The sequence below is a fragment of the Veillonella sp. R32 genome (assembly GCF_010093125.1).
Taxonomy (GTDB): Bacteria; Bacillota; Negativicutes; order Veillonellales; family Veillonellaceae; genus Veillonella_A.
Genome location: NZ_NMZQ01000025.1, coordinates 1 through 20446 on the forward strand (window position 1 = coordinate 1; position 20446 = coordinate 20446).

Consider the following 20446-nt stretch of genomic DNA (forward strand, 5'->3'; position numbering starts at 1 on the left):
CAAAATAAATTATAGAACCATTTTTCTCTTGACATGGACAAATGTATTTTATATAATGATTTCAATCTTAAAAATGTGCTAAGCACAGATAAAAGTGATGATGAAAGAAAGTAGCCCTATAAGGCACGCGCAGAGAGCCGTTGGTTGGTGTAAAACGGTAGTGATTATAGTGTGAAGTTCCTTTCTGAACTGCAAAGCTGAACAATAGTAGGCTGCGCCGGCGTGGTTGTCGTTAGAAGAACTATGAGTTGGTCGATTCGAGATAATGAGGGTGGTACCGCGGAATTTCCGTCCCTTGGTGCTACGCTCTTTTTTTATTATCCAAAATCGTCAATGAGGGTGGTACCGCGATTCGTCATCGTCCCTTTTTTAGGGGCGATTTTTTATTTCTAACTTTTGAGAGTGAAGAGAGTATGTTAAGTCTAGTTAGGCGGACGGGCCGGTGATATGCCCCAATCACCATAGCGAAAGGAGCGAAAAAATGACTATTTCAACTGTGATTGTAGGGCTGTATGTGGTATTACTCTTTGTGATTTCTTGGGTATCGCGTCGTTTAACAACTGGAAAGGCTGAAAATTATGTATTGGCCGGACGTCGTATGACAACGCCATTGATTACTGTTTCAATTGTAGGCTTAGCCGTAGGTGGGGCTTCTACTATTGGGGTGGCGGAACAGGCTTATATGAAAGGTATCTCCGCCGGCTGGTACACCGCCGCTTGGGGGCTTGGGGCCATTGTTATGGGGCTTACGGTAGCTAAACGGTATCGCCGTTTACAAATTACTACAGTGCCTGAAATGTTAGAACGATATTATGATAAGAAAAGTCGAATTGCAGGCATTGTAATCCAGATCTTGGTGCAACTTTGTGTCATGAGTTTGCAGTATGTAGCGGGTGGTACCATTTTAGCGGCCTTATTACCAGAAGTATTCACCGTAACAACCGGTATGATTATGAGTGCCATCGTATTCATTAGCGTTACTATGATGGGAGGTATGTGGTCTGCCAGTATTTCTAATTTATTAAACGTTACACTTAAATATATTGGTATTGCCGCCGCTGCCTATATGGCTGTTCATTTAATGGGGGGCACTGCCGCTGTAGAGGCGCAAGCACCGATGCCTCATATGTTTGATCTCGTTGAAGGCGTTGGAGGCTTAACGATTTTGACATGGGTGGTGACACTGATTACCGTTAATTTGTCTTTACAAAGTATTATTCAAATTTCCTTAGGTGCTAAAACGGTAAGGGTGGCTCAAAAGGGCTTCATTCTTGGTGGTTTAATTATGTTGCCGATTGGCTTTGTTAGTGCTTATTTAGGCGTTATTGCGGCTGAATTATATCCTAGTTTAGCACCGGCGTTAGCCTTACCTAAGTTAATTGTTTCTTTACATCCTTTATTAGCAGGATTAACTTTAGCTGCTCTTTGGGCCGCTGATGTGAGTACCGCTTGCAATCTATTATTGAGTTCTGGCACTTTATTCTCTCAAGATATTTATAAACGTTTCATCAATCCAAATGTAACCGATGAGCAGTATACGTTGATTACCCGAATTGCTATTGTTGTCATGGGTTTATTAACCTTCACATTTGCTTTGACGATTAGCGGTATTATTGCTACTTTAATGCAAGGCCTAAGTTTAATGGCTGCGTTTGCTGTAATTGTGTTGATGACCTTGTTCGCGCCAAAATATTGCAGTCGAATTGGTGCTTTCTACACGTTGGTGGCCGCTGTGATTACTTTGATTTTATGGAATGTAGCACCAGTTGTACGTATTGTACCGCATGTAATTTATTTAGAATGGATTGTGTGTGCTGTTACATTTGGTGTTTGTACTTTAGTTAGCAAGCGTTCTATCGTTGTTGATGACGCTTTGCAAGGGGAAGCGGCTTCTGAAAAGGGGATGGTTGGTGTAGATATTTAGACTAAGTAATTTTAGTCGATTTTGGGGAATTTAATAGTAAGGGTTAAGATAAAAGCCATTTAATGCAAATCGTTGGGCGTTGAGAAACCACGAATTGTGATTAAATGGCTTTTTATTTTTATATTGTAAGGAATAGGTTTTAAAAACTATGCGGCGAAAAACAAGTGAATTTTTATTTTGTGGCTTAAAATTTTAGAAATAATGGGAGCCGTTAATATAGATAGAAGTAACAATAGAATACGGGCATATCGCGATAATGAAGGAGCGTTCTTACTGATTAGGAGAGCGCTCTTTTACCATGTTTATTTAACGGGATATTTCATGCTATAATAAATAATTAAGATGTTGATTGCTCAAGGAGGTTGTGCCGTGACACGAAACGATATATTAAATGGCTTACAATCGCTTAGAGTGAAGGAAGTAAGTCGAATTGAAAGCAATCCTCACAAACCATTTAAAGTGGGGTTAGTGTATCCAAATACATATTTTGTAGGCATGAGTAATTTAGGTATACAAATTATTTATGAAGAAATAAATAAACGTCCTACCAGCTGTGGGGAGCGATATTTTTTACCACCTAATTCAGAATTGCGGGATTATGAAAAACACCGCTTACCTTTGATGAGTGTGGAAACACAAAGGCCCCTTAATGAGTGCGATGTAATAGGCATTGATATTACGTTTGAAATGGATTATTTTAATATTCCTACCTTGCTTAAATTAGGGCGAGTGCCGGTGAAACGCATTCATCGCATTGAACGGGATCCTATTGTTATTGCAGGTGGTCCCTGTGCTACGTTTAATCCAGAGCCTGTGTCTGACTTTATTGATGCCTTTATTATTGGCGAAGGGGAAGAATTAGTCCCTAGGGTGCTAGATATAATTGAACAAGGACGCAATGAACAGTGGTTGCGTTCAGACATTTTGCAGGCTTTAAGTAAAGAACCTGGGGTATATGTGCCAGCGCTGTATGAACCTCAATTTGATGAAAGTGGGCGGTTTACAGGCTATCGTTTTGTTGAAGATATAAGCAGTAGTACGTTCTCTGTTGCGGTTACAGCGACAGAGAACGTAAAAAATACTAATCCGGCTGTTAGTACAGGTTGTGCTATACCAAAGGTAACACGCCATTGGAAATCTCTGGATACAGTTGGTGAAACAGTCATTGCTACGGACTTTACTGAATTTGGGGCGATGTATATCGTTGAAGTAGCTCGTGGTTGTGGTCGACACTGTCGTTTTTGCATGGCTGGCTATTGCTATCGGACGCCGCGCGTACGTCGTCTTGACTTGTTAAAAGAGGGTGTTGATAGAGCGGCGGCATTAAATAAAAAAGTGGGGCTTATGGGGGCGGCTATTTCTGATTATCCTGACATTGATGAATTAGTGATGTATATCCGCTCTAAAGGGCTTCGTTATTCTTGTGCCTCTTTGCGAGCTGACTCATTGACTCAGGCTGTGGTTGATGGTTTGGCTGCTAGTGGTCAGCAAACGATTACCATTGCCCCAGAAGCGGGGAGTGATCGTTTACGTCGCGTCATTAATAAAGGAATATCTAATGAAGATATGGCTAAGGCGGTGAAACTGGCGGCTAATGCAGGAATCCCTCATATTCGTCTATATATTATGGTTGGCTTGCCAACGGAAACTGAGGACGATATATTGGCGATTGTAAGCATGGCTGAAGATGTGTATCGCTATATGCAAGAGGCTGGCTGTAAAGGGCGTTTGACGTTAAGTGTTAATCCATTTATTCCGAAGCCTTTTACGCCGTTTCAGTGGATGCCGATGGCCCATCAAAAAGAGGTGACTAAAAAGTTAAATACGATTAAGAAAGCGTTGAGTAAGAATCGCCGGATTGAAGTATTGGTAGAGTCGCCTAAAGAAGCGTATATTCAAGGTGTATTGGCTCGGGGCGATCGCCGGCTAGGCGAGATTATCTTGGCAGCGGTTGAAGCCGGTGGGCCTAAGCAGTTTAAAAAGGTTTGTAGTGATTTTGGTTATGATATGGAGGCGGCTCTATATACGGAGCGGGCGCTGACAGACCCTTTACCTTGGGATATGTTAGATATGCAGTTAGCTGATGGCTATTTGGCGGCCGAATGGCAGCGTAGTTTGACAGAAGTGTATACACCGCCTTGTCAGACGGGCTGTAAACGTTGTGGTGTTTGTGTGGGATGAGGTGAAACCTATGGCACGACAGAATAGAACGGTAATTCGTGAAGGTGGCGGTTTTCCTGGTCGACCTTTTGAATTTGAAGCGGCTACCGCATTGACGGGCTTTCCTCTTATGCATGGTGTAACTCGCCGTTTTGGTGGCGTTTCGAAAAAGCCCTTTGATTCTTTTAATCTGGGCTTACATGTAGGTGATGATATAGAGCATGTATGGGAAAATCGTCGGCGCTTGGCTAAGCATTTGCGCGTAGGCCCTGAAATGTTGACTTGTGCACAACAAGTGCATGGGACACAGATTTCAGAAGTGACGAAAGAAAACGTGGGTGCCGGTGCATTTCAGATGGATAAAGCTATTCCTGATAGTGATGCTTTATTCACTAATTTAATAGGCGTTCCTTTATTGTTGTTGGTGGCGGATTGTGTGCCTGTTTTAGTATATGATCCTAGGCATCATGCGATGGCAGTCATTCATGCCGGTTGGCGTGGTACGATTGGTCATGTGTCAGGTCTTACTTTGGAGGCTATGCATAGAGCTTATGGTACAGAGCCCGCAGAATGTCACATTTATTTAGGCCCATCCATTCAATATGCTTCCTTTGAAGTGAGTGAAGAGTTGGCTGATACTTTTAGGAAAGCTTCGCGTATTCCAGATCAAATTGTGGGCTATCGCTATCGTGCTGATAAGGGGATTCAAACGCCTCATGTAAATTTACAACAATTTATTGTTCAGGATTTACGCCAACTTGGTGTGCCTTTACAACAGATTACGGTCTCGCCTACTGATAGCATGACCGCACCTGCTTGTTATTCCTATCGACGGGAGTTTGGCAAGACGGGGCGTATGGCATTGTTTGCGATGTTAACTAAGCGAGAGTAGTCTTATATCTTATTTAGTTAAAAATATGAGAAAACCCTAAAAATAACCTTAATATATATAGTGTTTGTCATATTTTCATTGGCATTTTACTTAAAGTATTATATAATATTATCGCATGAAAGTAATTTTTTGACATGCACTGACAAGAGTTAGCTGGTGCATATAGGGGGTAAGCTATGATAAAAGATGCGTTAGAAGCTGTGCAAAAGCGCATGCAAGAAGCCATGGCACAAGCTGGTCGAACAGACTCAGTGACGCTCATAGCAGTGACTAAGAACCATCCTGTAACAGCGGTGGAAACGGTGGCTCAACTTGGTATTCGGACGGTTGGAGAGAACCGAGTACAAGAAGCAAAGGAAAAGATTTTGACCTATAACGGGCCGGAATTGGAATGGCATTTAATCGGTCATTTGCAAGATAACAAGGTTCGACAAGCAGTGCCACTATTTTCCTTGATACACTCTGTTGATAGCAAGAAGCTACTAGATGAAATAAATAAAGTGGCCGCTAAATGTGATAAAGTACAAGATATTTTATTGCAAGTAAATGTGGCCCGAGAAGAAAGTAAATCGGGGTTGACGGTGGAAGACTTTCCAGAAGTGCGCGATTATGCGAAGACATTGCCAAATGTTAGAGTCAAAGGGTTGATGTGTATGGCGCCTTTTTTCGAAAATCCGGAAGAAGCTCGTCCTATTTTTCGAGTAGCCCATGCACTCTATGAAGATATGAAATCGCAATTCCCAGAAGGACAGATTTCGTATTTGTCAATGGGGATGACCCATGACTTTGAAGTGGCTTTAGGAGAAGGCGCGAATATGATTCGCGTTGGCACCGCAATTTTTGGTAACCGAGTATATTATTAAATAGCTTAGCGCAATGTAGGAGGGTTTATTAATGAGCTTGAATTGGAATACCATCAAAAATATGTTTTTGATAAATGACCGTAACGAATATGATGAAGAAGAATTTGAAGATAATCTAGGTCCTGATTATGATGAGCCGGTGCAACATACACCGCAGACTAATTCTACAAGTTCCGCATTTCGTCCCGCAAAAACAGGAGGATATAATACAGTGGCACAGCGTCCTAATGCAATGAAAGTAGTAATTGTTGAACCAACCGTATTTGAAGATTCTGAAAAAATTACTAACGAACTTCGTGATATGCGTCCCGTGGTTATTAATTTTGAAAAAACAGACCCTCATGAAGCAGCTCGTATTGTCGATTTTGTTAGCGGTGCAACTTTTGCGTTAGATGGCAAATTAGAAAAAATCGGTAAAGATATTTTTATTTGTGTACCTGTTAATGTATCGGTAGATTATAACGATAAGAGTTATAATGATTTATCTGAAAAACTTGCTTGGAAAGATCCACAAATTTAGTAGGTGTTACTATGTTAGGACAGATTCTATTTGTGGGAGCTGGTGCTATGGGAGGCGCTATATTGCGTGGCGCCTTACAGGCCGGCTTAATGGCGCCTAAACAGGTGCAGGTGCTTGTTCGCACAGAAGCAAGCGCCAAAGCGTTGCAAACTGAATTAGGTGTTGTAGCCAGTGTTGAACTACCTGATTTGAGTCAGTTTAACACGATTATTTGGGCTGTGAAACCACAAGTATGGCCACAAGTGGTACCACAATTTCAAAGGATTCCAGTTGGTGTAACATGTTTGTCCGTAGCGGCTGGTATTAATTTAGCTACTTTAGAAGCAGCCTTGCCACAAGCGGATTGGTACCGTGCTATGCCTAATACACCGGTAGCCGTAGGCGCTGGCTTAACAGCATTAGCGGTGGGCACTAAGGGTACGACTGAGGCAACGGAGGCATTTGCTCAGTTATTTGGTGCCATTGGTGAAGCGGTGGTTGTATCAGAAGCCGATTTAGAACGACTGACAGCCGTTTCAGGCTCAGGTCCTGGCTATGCCTTTGTCATTATGGATGCCTTAGCTGATGCAGGCGTGCGCCTTGGTTTAACTCGTCCGTTGGCCATTAAAGCGGCCGCTTATACTTTATTTGGTGCTGGTAAGATGGCCCTTGAAACAGGGACTCATCCTGCGATTTTACGGGATCAAGTAACATCTCCTGGTGGCACGACAATTGCAGGAATTGCAGCTATGGAAAAAGCTGGTATTCGCACAGCTATGCAAGAGGGTGTAGTGGCTTGTTATGAACGCTCCTTTGAGTTAGGTAAAAAATAAAGGAGGATTTGTGAAAGATAAAGAGAAATTAATTCGTTATTTTGAAGCGTCAGGCAATGGTGAAGAAGCTCGTCGTATGCTAGATTTAGCTGAGCAAGTAGTGGGGGGCAAACCATTTCGAGTGACTGAATTTATGTCCCCGGCAGGTCTTGTCATTGCCGATGCAATTAAAGCTAATTTGCCACAGTTACGTGTGGAGTTTGGCGGTGGCTATGAAGGAGCCGAGCGCATACGGGTAGCATTTGTAGCTGCAGATTTTCAGGGCACGGTTGATTTAGGCATTAGTGCATTAAAGGTTTCCTGGGATCCGCGGTTCCGTTTGTTAACGCATCGCGATGTGTTGGGCTCGCTCATGGGGCTGGGCATTGAGCGTACAAGTTTTGGTGATATTATTATGCAAACTGGTGGCGCCCAGTTAATTGTTGATTCAGCGATGGCAGACTATGTGAAACAGAATTTTACCAAGATTGCTATGGTGTCTGTATCGGTTGAAGATATGGATTTAGCTGAAATCCAACCAAAGGAAGAAAAAATTAAAGAAATACGAACTACCGTAGCTTCTTTGCGGTTAGATGCGATTGCATCCTCTGGGTTTAGTGTATCTCGCACTAAAGTGGTGAGCTCTATTAATGCAGGACTCGTTCAAGTGAATTGGCAACCTGCTAAAGGGCCGGCGCAAGAAGTTAAAGAAGGGGACATTATTTCACTTCGCGGTCGTGGACGAATGAAGATTGAGGCCATCACAGGCACATCTCGTAAAGGACGTATTGGGGTATATCTCAAACGTTTCATGTAATAGGAGGTAAGCTATGATTACACCAATGGATATTCACAATAAAGAGTTTGAAAAGGGCTTTCGTGGGTACGATACAGCATCGGTCGATGCATTTATGGCTGAATTAGTTCATGACTATGAAACACTCTATCGCGATAATCGCGAAATGACAGATAAAATTGAGCAATTGGAAAAACGCATTGCTCAATATGAACAAATGGAAGCGACTATGAATAATACGTTAGTATTAGCGCAAGAAACGGGCGAAAATGTTAAAAATGCAGCTCGTAAGGAAGCGGATCTTATTATTCAAGAAGCTGAACAACAACGTAAATTGATTTTAGAAGACGCAGAACGCAGCTTGCGGGAAGGACAAGAAAAATACTCCATTATTCGCAATGAAGTAGCTGTATTTAAAGCGCGTATGGAATCAATTCTTAACTCTCAATTACAATTATTAGACGGCTGTGTGCTAGGGGATAGCTCAGTACCTGTTGAGTCTGTTGATATTGATGAAGTGATTGCAGCGGTAGCAGAAGATAACTCTACCATTCACGAAAATGCTGGTGTTGATGAAGCCGTGCTGGAAGCCAATGCTGCTGGTGAGGCGGCTAATGAAACTAGCGAGCCAGTTAGTGAAGACGCTGATAAAACAGACGCAAATAAATAATTATATACCGCATAAGGTAGTATCAATCGGCTTGATCTTATATCAAGCCGTTTTTGATATAAGGAACATATGAAAAATATTCATAGCTAATAGGAAGAGAGGTCCTTATGATTACGATGGCGGTACGCCTAGCAGGGAAACGCTGTATTGTCATTGGCGGGGGCCCTGTGGCGACTCGACGGATAGGCCTATTTTTAGCAGAACAGGCCAAGGTGACGGTAGTAAGTCCGTCAGTGACCTCTGAAATTTCGACTTGGGCTGCTGAGGGACAATTAACGTGGCTTTCAGAAATGTATTCGGATACAATCGATTTACATGCTGATTTTGTGTTATTAGCTACCAGTGATAGTGTGTTAAATGAAGCGGTAGCCAAAAGGGCGCGGGCTTTAGGAGCTTTAGTTAATCGAGCGGATAATCGGGACGATTGTGATTTTACCTTCCCCGCTAGTGTAACTGTAGGGGATTTACAGTTTGCTATTTTTACAGGCCGAGTGAGTCCTCGTCTTAGTCGCTTGATTAAGGCAGACCTAGCGAAACGGTATGAGCCTGTGGCTCAGATGTTACCCGTTTTAAAAGTGTTACGACGAGAAGTGCGGCAATTGTTACCAAGCCCAGCTGAACGGGAAGCTTTTTGGCAAGCTCAGTTAGGTGAAGAACAGTTGGCGATGATTATAGATGGTGAATGGAAACGTGTGGAGGAGATACTAAACAATGCAATTAGTAGTATTAGGCTTAAACCATAGAAGCGCACCGGTTAATGTGCGTGAAGTGTTTTCCTTTGATAAATCAGAAGTAGGTGATGCATTAAATCATGTGTACGAACATGAGCAAGTAGCTGAATGCGTGCTTTTATCGACTTGCAATCGTACAGAATTATATGCGGTGTTAGATGATGTGGCTAAACCAAAAGAGTTTATGCTTCATTTATTACAACATTTAAAGGGCTGTGAAGACATGACCATCGAAGAGGATTGGTTCTTTGTGTATGAAGGTCGCGACTTGTTGTCTCACTTATTCAATGTAGCCTCTAGTCTTGATTCCTTGGTGCTTGGGGAAGGTCAGATTTTGAGCCAATTAAAAGTAGCTTATATTACAGCCTATAGTCGTGGTTTAACAGGCCCTATTTTCAATATTATTTTCCAGCGGGCTATTAGTGTGGGGAAAAAAGTAAGGACCCAAACGGGGATTGCTAATACTCCTGTATCCGTCAGTTATGCAGCCGTTAATTTAGCGGAAGACTGCTTAACGAAGCCTATGTCCGAAGCGAAGGTGCTTGTGCTAGGTGCTGGTGAAATGAGTGAATTAACAGCCACTCATTTACAATCTAAAGGGGTAAAAAGTATTTTCGTTTCTAATCGTACCTATCATAAAGCGGTAGATTTGGCTAAACGCTTTGGTGGCGAAGCGATTCCGTCTGATAAATTTATTGAGCAATCGAAAGAAGCGGATATTTTAATTACCTCCACTGGGGCCCCTCATTATATCATTGGTCCTGAGGAAGCCACTAAAATTGCGGCTAACCGTAAAGGTAATCCGATTGTTATGATTGACATTGCCGTGCCACGTGATATTGATCCTGATGTATCCGATATTGAAGATGTATATCTCTTTAATATTGATTCCTTGGAGAGCGTGGTAGAAGCTAATAAACATCAACGCGAATTGGAAGCAGAAAAAGCGAAACCAATTATTGCAGAGGCCATTGAAGAATTGGAAGAAAAATTAGGCTATTTATCGGTGCGCCCGATGATGGTCTTATTAAGCGATAAAGCGGAACGAATCCGCAAGCGTGAACTTCATCGTGCCTTGGCGAAATTGCCTGATGCTGATGATCGGTTACGTAAAATTATGGATAATATGAGTCGTATGATTGTCCGCAAATTATTACGGGATCCTATGATTCGTTTTGGTGAAGTAGCGGGTAAAGACGAAGAGAATGAATACTGGAAATTATTCCATGATATGTTTGACCTAGCAAAGGAGAGAAAATCCTTATGAGAGATATAATCCGTATTGGAACACGAAGTAGTGCCTTAGCTTTGTGGCAAGCTGAATTTGTAGGGGCAGAATTACAACGTTTATTTCCTGGTTGTCAGGTTGAACTGGTACATCATAGTACTAAAGGTGATCGGATTTTAGAAAAGCCTTTGGCTGAAATTGGTGGCAAGGGTTTATTTACTGAAGAATTAGAAGCATCCATGCGTGAAGGCTCTATCGATATTGCCGTTCATAGCTTAAAGGATATGCCTACCGATTTGCCAGAAGGCTTGACCTTAGGGGCCATTACGAAACGGGAAGTTCCTTGTGATGCGCTCGTTTCACCAAAATATAAGACCTTAGATAAATTACCTCAAGGTGCTAAAGTGGGGACTAGCAGTTTACGTCGGCAAGCTCAGTTATTACATCATCGCCCCGATTTACAAATTAACGTGTTGCGCGGTAATGTACAGACTCGTTTGCGCAAATTAGAAGAAGAAAACTTTGATGCTATCGTGTTGGCACAGGCCGGTTTGAAACGATTAGGCTTAGCGGATCAAATTACGCAAGTGTTTACGGCGGATGAATTAATTCCTGCCGTAGGGCAAGGCGCTTTGGCTATTGAATGCCGTAGCGATGATGAAGATATGTTGGCTATGTTGGCCAAATTAAATGATGAAGATACCATGTGGTGTACTCGTGGCGAACGGAGTTTCTTGCGTCAATTGCAAGGGGGCTGTCAGGTACCAATGGGGGTACATGGCACAATTCATAAAGGCCAATTAACCTTAAAGGCTATTATTGCGTCTTTGGATGGTAAAAATTGTTACGAAGGGGAAATGACAGGGCCTAAACAAACGGCAGAGATTATTGGTCGTAATTTAGCAAAAGCACTCTTTGAAGAAGGGGGCAAACATATTATTGAAGAGTTGGTTCAGGAGGGAATTTTGCAATGACCGGTATGGTATATTTGATTGGCGCAGGTCCAGGGGATTACAAATTAATTACAGTAAAAGGCCGCGAATGTATTGAAAAGGCTGATGTTATTGTATATGACTATTTAGCTGATGAGCATTTATTGCGTTGGGCACGACCTGACGCAGAGCTTATTTATGCAGGCAAACAATGTAAACATCATACCTTACATCAATATGAAATCAACGAATTGCTCGTAAAATTTGGCAAGGCTGGTAAAATCGTAGCTCGTCTTAAAGGGGGGGATCCTCTTATCTTTGGGCGTGGTGGCGAAGAAGCCTTGGAACTAGCTAAAGCAGGGGTGCCTTTTGAATTTGTGCCGGGGGTTACCTCTGGTATTTCAGCACCAGCTTATGCGGGGATTCCGGTGACGCAACGTGCTATGGCTACGTCGTTTGCTATTGTAACGGGGCATGAAGATCCTACTAAAAACGAATCAGGCATTAATTGGCAAGGTTTGGCTACGTCTGTTGATACCATTAGTTTTGTTATGGGGGTAGGCAATTTGCCTATGATTTCTCAGAAACTCATGGAATATGGCCGGTCTAAAGATACGCCAGTAGCCGTGATTCGTTGGGGCACTAAACCCATTCAAGAAACGTTGATTTCCACCTTAGAACATGTAGCCGAGGATGTAAAAAAAGCGGGAATTAAACCGCCATCCATCATTACAGTGGGGAATGTAGTTAATTTGCGTGAATCCTTACGCTGGTTTGATAATAAACCTTTGTTTGGTAAAACAATTATGGTGACGCGGGCCCGCGCTAAAGCGAGTGTACTTAGCGAACAATTAGAAGCGTTAGGGGCTAATGTAATCGAAGCGGCCGCTATTAAAACACAGGCGTTACCCTTAGAACGGAAGACAGAAGATGTGTTGCTCAAAGCACATAGCTTTAAAACCGTTATTTTCACGTCCGCGGAAGGGGTGCGCTATTTCTTCCAAGCTTTACAAACTATGGGTAAGGATAGCCGTGTCTTAGGACAAGCTAAACTTTGTGCTATTGGTAGTGCTACGGCGAAAGCCTTACAAGCTAAAGGCTTATTGGCCGATATTGTGCCAGCCGATTACAAAGGCGAATCCGTAGTAAAGGCATTACAGGCTGTTTTAAAAGAGGGGGATAAGGTACTTCTCATTCAACCTAAAGTAGCTCGACAAGTCATTTATAATGGCTTGACGGAAGGGGGCATTGACGTTACCGTAGCGCGCCTCTATGAAACTTTAGTGGATGAATCACAAGCAACTACGTTGCAAGAAGCATTACAAACGGATACGGTTGATTACATTACGTTTACTAGTTCTTCAACGGTAACCAATACTTTGAAATTGTTGGGACCTAAGGGTAAAGAGTTGCTTAAAAAAGCAAAAGTAGCTTGCATTGGTCCGATTACGGCAGCCACTTGTGTAGAACAAGGTATCGAGCCGGATTTAATTAGTGATACGTTTACCATTCCCGCTATGGTGGCTATGATTCAAGCCGATGCTACTAAGGATATGGCCACTAAGGATATGCCAGCTAAGGCCTAAACGTATTAAGAGGTAGCCTTATTAGCCAATTCGTACTACAATAGAAAGGTAGTATATAATAAAAGGAGACGAGGATTTATGTTAGATTTAACTTACCGTCCGCGCCGTTTGCGGACAACACCAGCTATGCGTGCTTTAGTGCGTGAGACAACTTTACAAGTAGAGGACTTAATTTATCCTTTATTTATAGTTCCAGGCACTGGTGTTAAGGAAGAGATTCCATCGTTACCTGGTCAATATCATCTATCCGTGGATGAAGCAGTTAATATGGCAAAAGAAGCGCATGCTTTAGGCGTTTTAGGCGTTGAAATATTTGGCATTCCTACCTATAAAGATGAACAAGGATCTTCTGCTTGGGATATGGAACAACCGGTGCAACAAGCGATTATGGCGATTCGCAAAGAAGTACCTGAACTCGTTGTTGTTTCCGATGTATGTCTTTGCCAATATACAAGTACCGGTCATTGTGGCTGTGTAGAAAATCACGAAGTATTAAATGATGAAACCTTGCCTTTATTGGCGAAAGTAGCTGTGAGTCATGCGAAAGCAGGGGCTCATATGGTAGCGCCTTCTGATATGATGGACGGCCGTGTGGCTGCCATTCGTGAAGCACTAGATGAAGCAGGTTTCACCAATGTATCCATCATGAGCTATGCGGCTAAATATGCCAGTGCTTACTATGGTCCTTTCCGTGATGCGGTTCATTCAGCACCTGAATTTGGCGACCGCAAGGGCTATCAGATGGACGAAGCTAATCGTTTAGAAGCAATGCGTGAAATTGAATTAGACATTCGCGAAGGGGCCGATATTATTATGATTAAGCCAGCCCTTTCTTATTTGGATATTGTGCGCGAAGCCCGCGATAACTTTGATTATCCCTTAGCTGTATATAATGTAAGTGGCGAATACGCTATGGTTAAAACAGCGGCCGCCCAAGGCTTAGTGGATGAAAAACGAATCGTTTTAGAAACTTTATTATCCATGAAACGAGCTGGGGCTAAAATTATTATTACCTATCATGCCCTTGACGTAGCGCGCTGGGTGCGGTAAGATACACTCTCAAGTCAAATTAGGAGTGCTTGATAGTTAGGATGCACGTAGTCATTGTTATTCATACTATGAGGAGAGAATTATGTATACGTTAGAAAAATCGAAACAAGCCTTTCTTGAAGCAAAGGCTTATATGCCGGGCGGTGTAAATAGTCCGGTCCGTTCCTATCGTAGTGTAGGCTCTGAACCGCCTTTTATCAGTTCGGCAGCAGGCGATCGTATTTATGATATTGACGGTAATGAATACATTGATTACGTATTGTCTTGGGGACCTATGATTTTAGGCCATGCTAAATCTGAAGTGGTAGCGGCTTTACAAGAAGCGGTACTGCGTGGTACTAGCTATGGGGCACCTACTTTATTGGAAACAGAAGTGGCTAAAAAAATTCAAGCCTTCATGCCTCATATGGAAATGGTGCGCATGGTAAATTCTGGCACAGAATCCACTATGAGTGCTTTGCGCGTAGCTCGTGGCTATACGGGTCGTGATAAAATTGTAAAATTCGTAGGTTGTTACCATGGTCATAGTGATTGTTTACTCGTTAAAGCCGGCTCAGGGTTGGCTACGTTTGGTGTGCCCGATAGTCCTGGCGTACCAGCGGGCGTGGCAGCGGATACCTTGACGGTACCTTACAATGATATAGATGCCATTCGCGCCTTATTCCAAAAAGAAGGGCATTCGATTGCGGCTGTAATTGTAGAGCCTGTGGCTGGTAATATGGGTTGTGTACCACCTGTGTCAGGGTTCTTAGAAACTTTGCGTGAGCTTACTACGGCGCATGGAGCCTTATTGATTTTTGACGAAGTTATGTGCGGTTTCCGTGCAAGCTCAGGCGGTGCGCAGAAGAAATACGGCATTAAGCCCGATTTAACTTGCTTAGGCAAAATTGTAGGCGGCGGGTTGCCTATGGCTGTGTTTGGTGGCTCCCGTGAAATTATGAATCACGTAGCGCCAGCAGGTCCTATTTATCAAGCGGGGACCTTAAGTGGTAATCCTATTGCCATGACAGCGGGCCTAGCAACGCTTAGCATTTTACAGCAAGATCCAACGGTATTTAAGCGCATCGAACAAGCAACTGATATGCTTTGTGAAGGTTTGCGCGAACGAGCGGCTAAGTATAATATTCCTGTGCAAGTACAGTCAGTAGGTTCTATGTTTACCCTATTCTTTAGCGCTAAACCAGTTCTTAATTTTGACGATGCTTCAGCCTGCGACATGGAAGCGTTCAAAAAATTCTTCCATTATAATTTAAGCCATGGCATTTATTATGCACCAAGCCAATATGAAAGTAATTTCATGTCAGCTATGCATTCGCCACAGGATATTGAAAAGACCTTGGCTGTAGCAGAAGAAGCCTTTGCTACCTTGTAGTAGTGACTAGGAGATAGAGCGATGACTGAGTTAACACCAGAAACGTTAGCGGCGGCACGTAAAAGCTTGCAGGAGTGTTTAGCAGATAGTGTTGTGCCTCGTGAATATTGGGATGAAATTGCCCATTGGTTAGAGGCAACGCGCGTAGAAAATTTATATTTAGTAGGGCGTGATGCCATTGGTGCTTGGTGGGCAGCCAAAGAAGTGCGCAAGTTAGGGTTTGCCATTAACTTTGCCAAAAGTGGCTGTATGCCAGGTAATTGGTTTCCCGAAGGTGAAAATTGGGACCTAGCACAGGCGAATGCTAAATATAAGTTGGTAGCGGATTGGCAGTGTTTGATTGACCATGAAGCGTTGACCAAGATTTAGAGTGAAGGGTGACCGGAGGTATACATAGATGATAGCGTATCACTTAGGTCACCCCTTTTATATAGGGGTTGAGGATTAAAGATTGAGGTTGATGTATGAGATCCTTTAAAAAGAGTGCCAGCTTATCGGTTGTAACATTAAGCTGGCCAATTTTTATCGAAATTTTCTTACAAATGTTGATTGGTAATATTGATCAGTTTATGATGAGTCATTATTCCCAAGAAGCCGTAGCGGCCGTAGCGAATGCAAATCAGATTATGAATATTTTCATTTTCCTGATTACGGTTATGAGTACGGCCTGTACCATCTTAATAGCGCAATATTTAGGGGCTAAAAACCCAGATAAAATTAATGAAGTGTGTACAGTTAGTGTAGCCTTTAACTTTGTTTTCAGTAGTTGTGCCGCTGCGTTTATTCTAGTCTTTCACCGCCTTTTATTTGAATGGTTAGGCGTGCCAGAAGAAATTATTGAAGAAACGAGTCTATATATGACGATTGTGGCCTGTAGTATTCCTATTACGGGGATTTATACGGCCTTTGTAGCTACCTTTAGAGGCTTTTCACTACCTGTTATTACTATGTGCGTAGCGTTAGTCATGAATGTAGTCCATATTTTCAGTAACTTAGTATTAATTTATGGTTGGGGTCCGATTCCGTCTTTAGGGGTACTCGGTGTATCCGTATCTACCACATTAAGCAAAGGGCTAGGCTTATTATTAGTATATTATCTTTTCCGTACACAATTGTCAGTGAAATTATCCTGGTCCTATTTGAAACCATTCCCGAAGGAAACGCTGAAACGTTTGCTTCACATTGGAGTGCCTTCTGGTGGCGAAACCTTATCGTATCAGCTGTCGCAGACAACAATTATGAAAATGGTTAATATCTTTGGGATTGTGGTGATTAATACTAAGGTATATGCATATATTATTTCCATGTTCTGCTATATGTATACCATTGCCCTTGCCAATGCGGCGCAGATTATTGTAGGCTTCTTAGTAGGCGCCGATCGAGAAGATGAAATATCGTCGCGCGTATGGCGTACTATGTGGCTTGGTATGGCTATTAGTATTGGTTTATCTACTACATTTTATCTTCTAAGCGATTATATTTTTGCGTTCTTTACCACGGACCAAGAGATTATAGCGCTAGGTAAAACAATCTTGTTTATTGAAATCTTTTTAGAAATTGGTCGCTCTGTGAACATTATTATGGTACAATGTTTGCAGGCTGCCGGTGATATTCGGACGCCAATGATTGTAGGTATCTTTGGTATGTGGCTCTGTGCCGTTAACTTGTCTTATATCCTAGGCATTTGGCTAGGTTGGGGGCTAGTGGGGATTTGGATTGCTATGGCCATTGATGAAGGAGTGCGCGCTATTATTTTTGTATGGCGTTGGCACAGTGGTAAGTGGAAGAATCGCAAGCTCATTGAAGAGACTGCGTAGTAGGGAGTTTTGTGAAAATTTTCTTTCACAAGGCTCAAGGAAGGATGTACGTTATGAAACGGATTGTAGGCATTATTGGACTTGGATTATTAGGTGGTTCACTAGCAAAAGGATTAGCGTCGCATCCCGATTACGAGGTAATTGGGTATGCACGGCGCTCACATATAGGGGCTCAAGCGGTAGCAGACGGCGCAGTAACAGCGGCGTATACAGACGCGCGAGTCGTGGCGGCACAAGCAGATATTTTAGTCTTTGCCCTGCCGCCAGATACAAATGCGAGGCTGTTTAAGGAGTTAGCTCCTTATATACGGCCTCGTACTCTTATAACTGATGTGTCCAGTACGAAGGCGAATTTTGCTCGTACAGTGAAACAAAATAGGCCCGTAGGGACTCATTTTGTTTCGATACATCCTATGGCAGGCTCTGAAAAAGGTGGCTATGCCATGGCTCATAGTGATTTATTTAAAGGCTGTACTTGGATTGTATTAACTGATGAAGCCGAGCCTAGTTGGAGCGAAGCGGGCGCTCGTGAATTAATTGCAATGGGCGAATTTTTAGGTGGCCGTGTTGAACAAATTGCCTTGGCGGATCATGATGGGTTTATGGCAACGGTGAGTCATATGCCGCATACTGTGGCTGCTATGGTAGCTACCATAGCTGGCGGTGATGAGCAAGGTGATTTGCGACTGCGCTTAGCGGCTGGTGGTTTCAGAGATATTACGCGCGTAGCCGGTGGCAATCCAGCTATGTGGCGAGAAATTATTACGAGCAATCGCCAAGAAGTAGTTAGAGCGTTATCACAATTAGATGAGCAGATATTACATATTAAAAATTTACTTTTGACCTCAGATGATGATACACTAGAGACGTATTTGAAAGTCGCTAAAACAATTCGCGATGACTTTTCCCACTTATAGGAGGATATGATGGGCTTATTTGAAGAGACTTGTAAAAAAATTACCCCCAAAGACACGAGCATTGGGGAAGCAGTACAAGCAGTATGGGATCGTGAAACACCTTATGGTAGTTATGGTAAATTAGTGGATATGGTGAAACAATATGCCATGGTAACACGGCAAGTATCGCCAGAAATTCCTAAGCGTTGCATGATTATTGCGTGCGCCGATCATGGCGTAGCGGAAATGGGTGTCAGTGCCTATCCTATCGATGTAACAGTAGGGATGACGCAAAACTACTTAATTCCTAAAGGGGCTGGCGCTAATGCGTTGGGCAATTATTGTGGTACCGATATGGAAGTCGTGGATGTAGGGATTAAAGCAGATATGACTTGGGTACCCGGTTTGCGTCATAATAAAATTCGCATGGGTACGCGCAACTTTTTAAAAGAACCAGCCATGACTAAAGAGGAATGTATTCAAGCCATGGAAGTGGGGATTGCCCTAGTTAATGAAAAAGTAGCCGAAGGGTATAATGTGTTCCTCGTTGGTGAAATGGGGATTGCCAATACTACGGCTAGTGCCGTTATGACTGCTAAATTTGCGGGGATTACCGCAGAACAGGCGACTGGACGAGGCACTAATATTTCTGATGAACGTTTGAAAGTAAAACAAAAGGTTGTTCATGATGCATTAGTAAAATATGCTGACATCGATAAGAATGATGGCCTTGGAATTTTGCATTCCGTTGGTGGTTTAGAGTTTGCTTGCATTACGGGCATTATTTTAGGGGCAGCCGCTGCGCATGCTATGGTTATCATTGATGGCTTTAACACGACAGCCTGCGCTTTAGTGGCTCATACGATGGCACCAGCCAGCATGGATTATGTTATGGCCTCTCATTTATCAGCTGAGAAAGCCCATGTACAGGCTTTAAAAACCTTGGGGCTAGAAGCGTATGTTAACCTTGGCCTTTGCTTAGGCGAAGCTTCGGGAGGTTCTATTCAAATGGGCATGTTAGACTTAGCGATTCGTATGTATCAAGAATTAGAAGGAGGGCACCAAGCATGAGAACGTTTACGATTCAACCCTTGAATAAAGCGTGCATGGAGGCATGCCAACTTCGTGTAGATAACTTGACTAAGCCAATTTATAGTTTGGCTCAATTAGAAAAGATTGCTGTTCGATTGGCTGGGATTTACAATGTGGAACAGCCAAACCATATTTCCAATAGTGTACTTATTTTTGCTGGTGATACAGCCGTAGATGGCATGCAGAATCATACGAAAGGACAAGAAAGCTTACAAGCAGTAACTCGCCTTGGTAGTGGTCATAGTGCGACTGAAGCGGCGGCTAGAAAATTAAAGGCTTCTGTTCATATCGTAGATGTAGGGCTTGAACAGTCGACTGAGACCGTAAGTGGTGTCATTAATAAAAAGGTAGCCCCTGGCGCTAAATTCTTTGGCAAAGGGCCAGCTATGACAGTTGCTGAAATGGAAGACGCTCTCGAAGTAGGCTTTGCTATGGCTAAAGAATTGGCTAGTAAAGGCGTGCAAGCGGTAGCCTTAGGCAATGTAGGGGAACGTACTTTATTGAGTGCCTTAGCCGTAACGGCAGCGATTACACAATATCCTATGATGGAATTGTTGACCGACAATGAATGTACCTTGTCTATTCAAGAAAAGGCGGAGCGCTTAACCGCTACATTAGCTAGATATGAGTTAACACCTGAAAAACCATTGCAGATTTTGCAATGTGTAGGTTCGCTTGATATAGCGGCTATGGTAGGCTTTTATTTGGGGGCGGCTGAAAATCGTTTGGCTGTTGTCTTTGATAATGCGGTTACCGGTGCTGCTTTATTAGTAGCTCATGCTATAAATCCGGCTGTAATGGATTTCGTATTCCAATCAGCGGCGTATAATGAGCCAGTTCACAAGGCTCAGATGAAATTCTTAGAAATTAGTCCATATTTATACTATAATCTCGAAATAGATGAAGCTTTGGGTTCGGTTATGGGCTTATCCGTAGTGGATGCAGCACTTCATATGTTAAATGATATGAAGACGTTTGGTGAAGCTACTGTAACAGTGGCCGAAGATGGGCCTGGTAATAAACGCCAAGATGGTCGTTAAGTAGAAATAGATGTATATGTATATGTATATATAAGGTGATTATTAAGTCTACTTAGATGAGAGCTGATTACTAAGTAGACTTAGAT

At 42.7% G+C, this 20446-nt stretch carries 19 protein-coding genes and 1 other annotated feature; all 19 genes read left to right on the plus strand.

Annotation, left to right across the window (positions count from 1 at the left end; genetic code table 11):
* The first annotated feature begins 88 nt into the window (after positions 1 to 88).
* Positions 89 to 299: a binding site (T-box leader), on the plus strand.
* Positions 300 to 481: 182 nt separating this feature from the next.
* Positions 482 to 1924 (plus strand): sodium:solute symporter family protein, encoded by a 1443-nt coding sequence (locus VER_RS05925; RefSeq protein WP_162099956.1) that lies wholly within the window; start codon positions 482 to 484, stop codon positions 1922 to 1924.
* Between the two features lie 369 nt (positions 1925 to 2293).
* Positions 2294 to 4105, plus strand: coding sequence for a radical SAM protein (locus VER_RS05930; protein WP_162099957.1), 1812 nt, complete (start codon positions 2294 to 2296; stop codon positions 4103 to 4105).
* Between the two features lie 10 nt (positions 4106 to 4115).
* The gene (gene pgeF, locus VER_RS05935; protein WP_162099958.1) at positions 4116 to 4976 is read left to right on the plus strand and encodes a peptidoglycan editing factor PgeF; all 861 of its coding nucleotides are present in this window, start codon (positions 4116 to 4118) and stop codon (positions 4974 to 4976) included.
* Positions 4977 to 5152: 176 nt separating this feature from the next.
* The gene (locus VER_RS05940; protein WP_162099959.1) at positions 5153 to 5839 is read left to right on the plus strand and encodes a YggS family pyridoxal phosphate-dependent enzyme; all 687 of its coding nucleotides are present in this window, start codon (positions 5153 to 5155) and stop codon (positions 5837 to 5839) included.
* Between the two features lie 31 nt (positions 5840 to 5870).
* Complete coding sequence (locus VER_RS05945) at positions 5871 to 6359, plus strand: cell division protein SepF (RefSeq protein ID WP_162099960.1); 489 nt, start codon at positions 5871 to 5873, stop codon at positions 6357 to 6359.
* An 11-nt stretch (positions 6360 to 6370) separates the two neighbouring features.
* Positions 6371 to 7171: a pyrroline-5-carboxylate reductase gene (gene proC / locus VER_RS05950; protein ID WP_162099961.1), complete on the plus strand. Its 801-nt coding sequence runs from the start codon at positions 6371 to 6373 to the stop codon at positions 7169 to 7171.
* Positions 7172 to 7181: 10 nt separating this feature from the next.
* Positions 7182 to 7967 carry an RNA-binding protein gene (locus VER_RS05955; protein WP_162099962.1) on the plus strand — a complete coding sequence of 262 codons (786 nt, stop codon included), beginning with the start codon at positions 7182 to 7184 and terminating at the stop codon, positions 7965 to 7967.
* Positions 7968 to 7980: 13 nt separating this feature from the next.
* On the plus strand, positions 7981 to 8616 hold the full coding sequence (locus VER_RS05960; protein ID WP_162099963.1) for a DivIVA domain-containing protein: 636 nt from the start codon (positions 7981 to 7983) through the stop codon (positions 8614 to 8616).
* Positions 8617 to 8723: 107 nt separating this feature from the next.
* Complete coding sequence (locus VER_RS05965; protein ID WP_162099964.1) at positions 8724 to 9359, plus strand: bifunctional precorrin-2 dehydrogenase/sirohydrochlorin ferrochelatase; 636 nt, start codon at positions 8724 to 8726, stop codon at positions 9357 to 9359.
* On the plus strand, positions 9328 to 10614 hold the full coding sequence (gene hemA, locus VER_RS05970; RefSeq protein WP_162099965.1) for a glutamyl-tRNA reductase: 1287 nt from the start codon (positions 9328 to 9330) through the stop codon (positions 10612 to 10614). Before VER_RS05965 ends, hemA begins: the two co-directional genes overlap by 32 nt.
* Positions 10611 to 11549 (plus strand): hydroxymethylbilane synthase, encoded by a 939-nt coding sequence (hemC, locus tag VER_RS05975; RefSeq protein ID WP_162099966.1) that lies wholly within the window; start codon positions 10611 to 10613, stop codon positions 11547 to 11549. The genes hemA and hemC overlap by 4 nt, the downstream gene beginning before the upstream one ends.
* Positions 11546 to 13093, plus strand: a complete 1548-nt coding sequence (cobA, locus tag VER_RS05980; RefSeq protein WP_162099967.1) for a uroporphyrinogen-III C-methyltransferase — start codon at positions 11546 to 11548, stop codon at positions 13091 to 13093. The genes hemC and cobA overlap by 4 nt, the downstream gene beginning before the upstream one ends.
* A 78-nt stretch (positions 13094 to 13171) precedes the next feature.
* On the plus strand, positions 13172 to 14143 hold the full coding sequence (hemB, locus tag VER_RS05985) for a porphobilinogen synthase (RefSeq protein ID WP_162099968.1): 972 nt from the start codon (positions 13172 to 13174) through the stop codon (positions 14141 to 14143).
* An 82-nt stretch (positions 14144 to 14225) separates the two neighbouring features.
* On the plus strand, positions 14226 to 15515 hold the full coding sequence (gene hemL, locus VER_RS05990; protein WP_162099969.1) for a glutamate-1-semialdehyde 2,1-aminomutase: 1290 nt from the start codon (positions 14226 to 14228) through the stop codon (positions 15513 to 15515).
* A gap of 21 nt (positions 15516 to 15536) precedes the next feature.
* On the plus strand, positions 15537 to 15884 hold the full coding sequence (locus VER_RS05995; protein WP_162099970.1) for a hypothetical protein: 348 nt from the start codon (positions 15537 to 15539) through the stop codon (positions 15882 to 15884).
* 95 nt (positions 15885 to 15979) lie between these two features.
* A complete protein-coding gene (locus tag VER_RS06000) occupies positions 15980 to 17332 on the plus strand; it encodes an MATE family efflux transporter (RefSeq protein WP_162099971.1) in 1353 nt (450 codons plus the stop codon).
* Between the two features lie 53 nt (positions 17333 to 17385).
* A complete protein-coding gene (locus VER_RS06005; protein WP_162099972.1) occupies positions 17386 to 18249 on the plus strand; it encodes a prephenate dehydrogenase/arogenate dehydrogenase family protein in 864 nt (287 codons plus the stop codon).
* Between the two features lie 9 nt (positions 18250 to 18258).
* On the plus strand, positions 18259 to 19299 hold the full coding sequence (gene cobT / locus VER_RS06010; RefSeq protein ID WP_162100012.1) for a nicotinate-nucleotide--dimethylbenzimidazole phosphoribosyltransferase: 1041 nt from the start codon (positions 18259 to 18261) through the stop codon (positions 19297 to 19299).
* Complete coding sequence (locus tag VER_RS06015; RefSeq protein WP_162099973.1) at positions 19296 to 20360, plus strand: nicotinate-nucleotide--dimethylbenzimidazole phosphoribosyltransferase; 1065 nt, start codon at positions 19296 to 19298, stop codon at positions 20358 to 20360. Before cobT ends, VER_RS06015 begins: the two co-directional genes overlap by 4 nt.
* The last annotated feature ends 86 nt before the right edge of the window (positions 20361 to 20446 follow it).

Excerpts from the sequence above, each read along its gene's own strand:
- VER_RS05925 (WP_162099956.1), top strand. The coding sequence starts at position 482 with ATGACTATTTCAACTGTGATTGTAGGGCTGTATGTGGTATTACTCTTT.
- pgeF (WP_162099958.1), top strand. The coding sequence starts at position 4,116 with ATGGCACGACAGAATAGAACGGTAATTCGTGAAGGTGGCGGTTTTCCT.
- VER_RS05940 (WP_162099959.1), top strand. The coding sequence starts at position 5,153 with ATGATAAAAGATGCGTTAGAAGCTGTGCAAAAGCGCATGCAAGAAGCC.
- VER_RS05945 (WP_162099960.1), top strand. The coding sequence starts at position 5,871 with ATGAGCTTGAATTGGAATACCATCAAAAATATGTTTTTGATAAATGAC.
- proC (WP_162099961.1), top strand. The coding sequence starts at position 6,371 with ATGTTAGGACAGATTCTATTTGTGGGAGCTGGTGCTATGGGAGGCGCT.
- VER_RS05960 (WP_162099963.1), top strand. The coding sequence starts at position 7,981 with ATGATTACACCAATGGATATTCACAATAAAGAGTTTGAAAAGGGCTTT.
- VER_RS05965 (WP_162099964.1), top strand. The coding sequence starts at position 8,724 with ATGATTACGATGGCGGTACGCCTAGCAGGGAAACGCTGTATTGTCATT.
- hemA (WP_162099965.1), top strand. The coding sequence starts at position 9,328 with ATGCAATTAGTAGTATTAGGCTTAAACCATAGAAGCGCACCGGTTAAT.
- hemC (WP_162099966.1), top strand. The coding sequence starts at position 10,611 with ATGAGAGATATAATCCGTATTGGAACACGAAGTAGTGCCTTAGCTTTG.
- cobA (WP_162099967.1), top strand. The coding sequence starts at position 11,546 with ATGACCGGTATGGTATATTTGATTGGCGCAGGTCCAGGGGATTACAAA.
- hemB (WP_162099968.1), top strand. The coding sequence starts at position 13,172 with ATGTTAGATTTAACTTACCGTCCGCGCCGTTTGCGGACAACACCAGCT.
- hemL (WP_162099969.1), top strand. The coding sequence starts at position 14,226 with ATGTATACGTTAGAAAAATCGAAACAAGCCTTTCTTGAAGCAAAGGCT.
- VER_RS05995 (WP_162099970.1), top strand. The coding sequence starts at position 15,537 with ATGACTGAGTTAACACCAGAAACGTTAGCGGCGGCACGTAAAAGCTTG.
- VER_RS06000 (WP_162099971.1), top strand. The coding sequence starts at position 15,980 with ATGAGATCCTTTAAAAAGAGTGCCAGCTTATCGGTTGTAACATTAAGC.
- VER_RS06005 (WP_162099972.1), top strand. The coding sequence starts at position 17,386 with ATGAAACGGATTGTAGGCATTATTGGACTTGGATTATTAGGTGGTTCA.
- cobT (WP_162100012.1), top strand. The coding sequence starts at position 18,259 with ATGGGCTTATTTGAAGAGACTTGTAAAAAAATTACCCCCAAAGACACG.
- VER_RS06015 (WP_162099973.1), top strand. The coding sequence starts at position 19,296 with ATGAGAACGTTTACGATTCAACCCTTGAATAAAGCGTGCATGGAGGCA.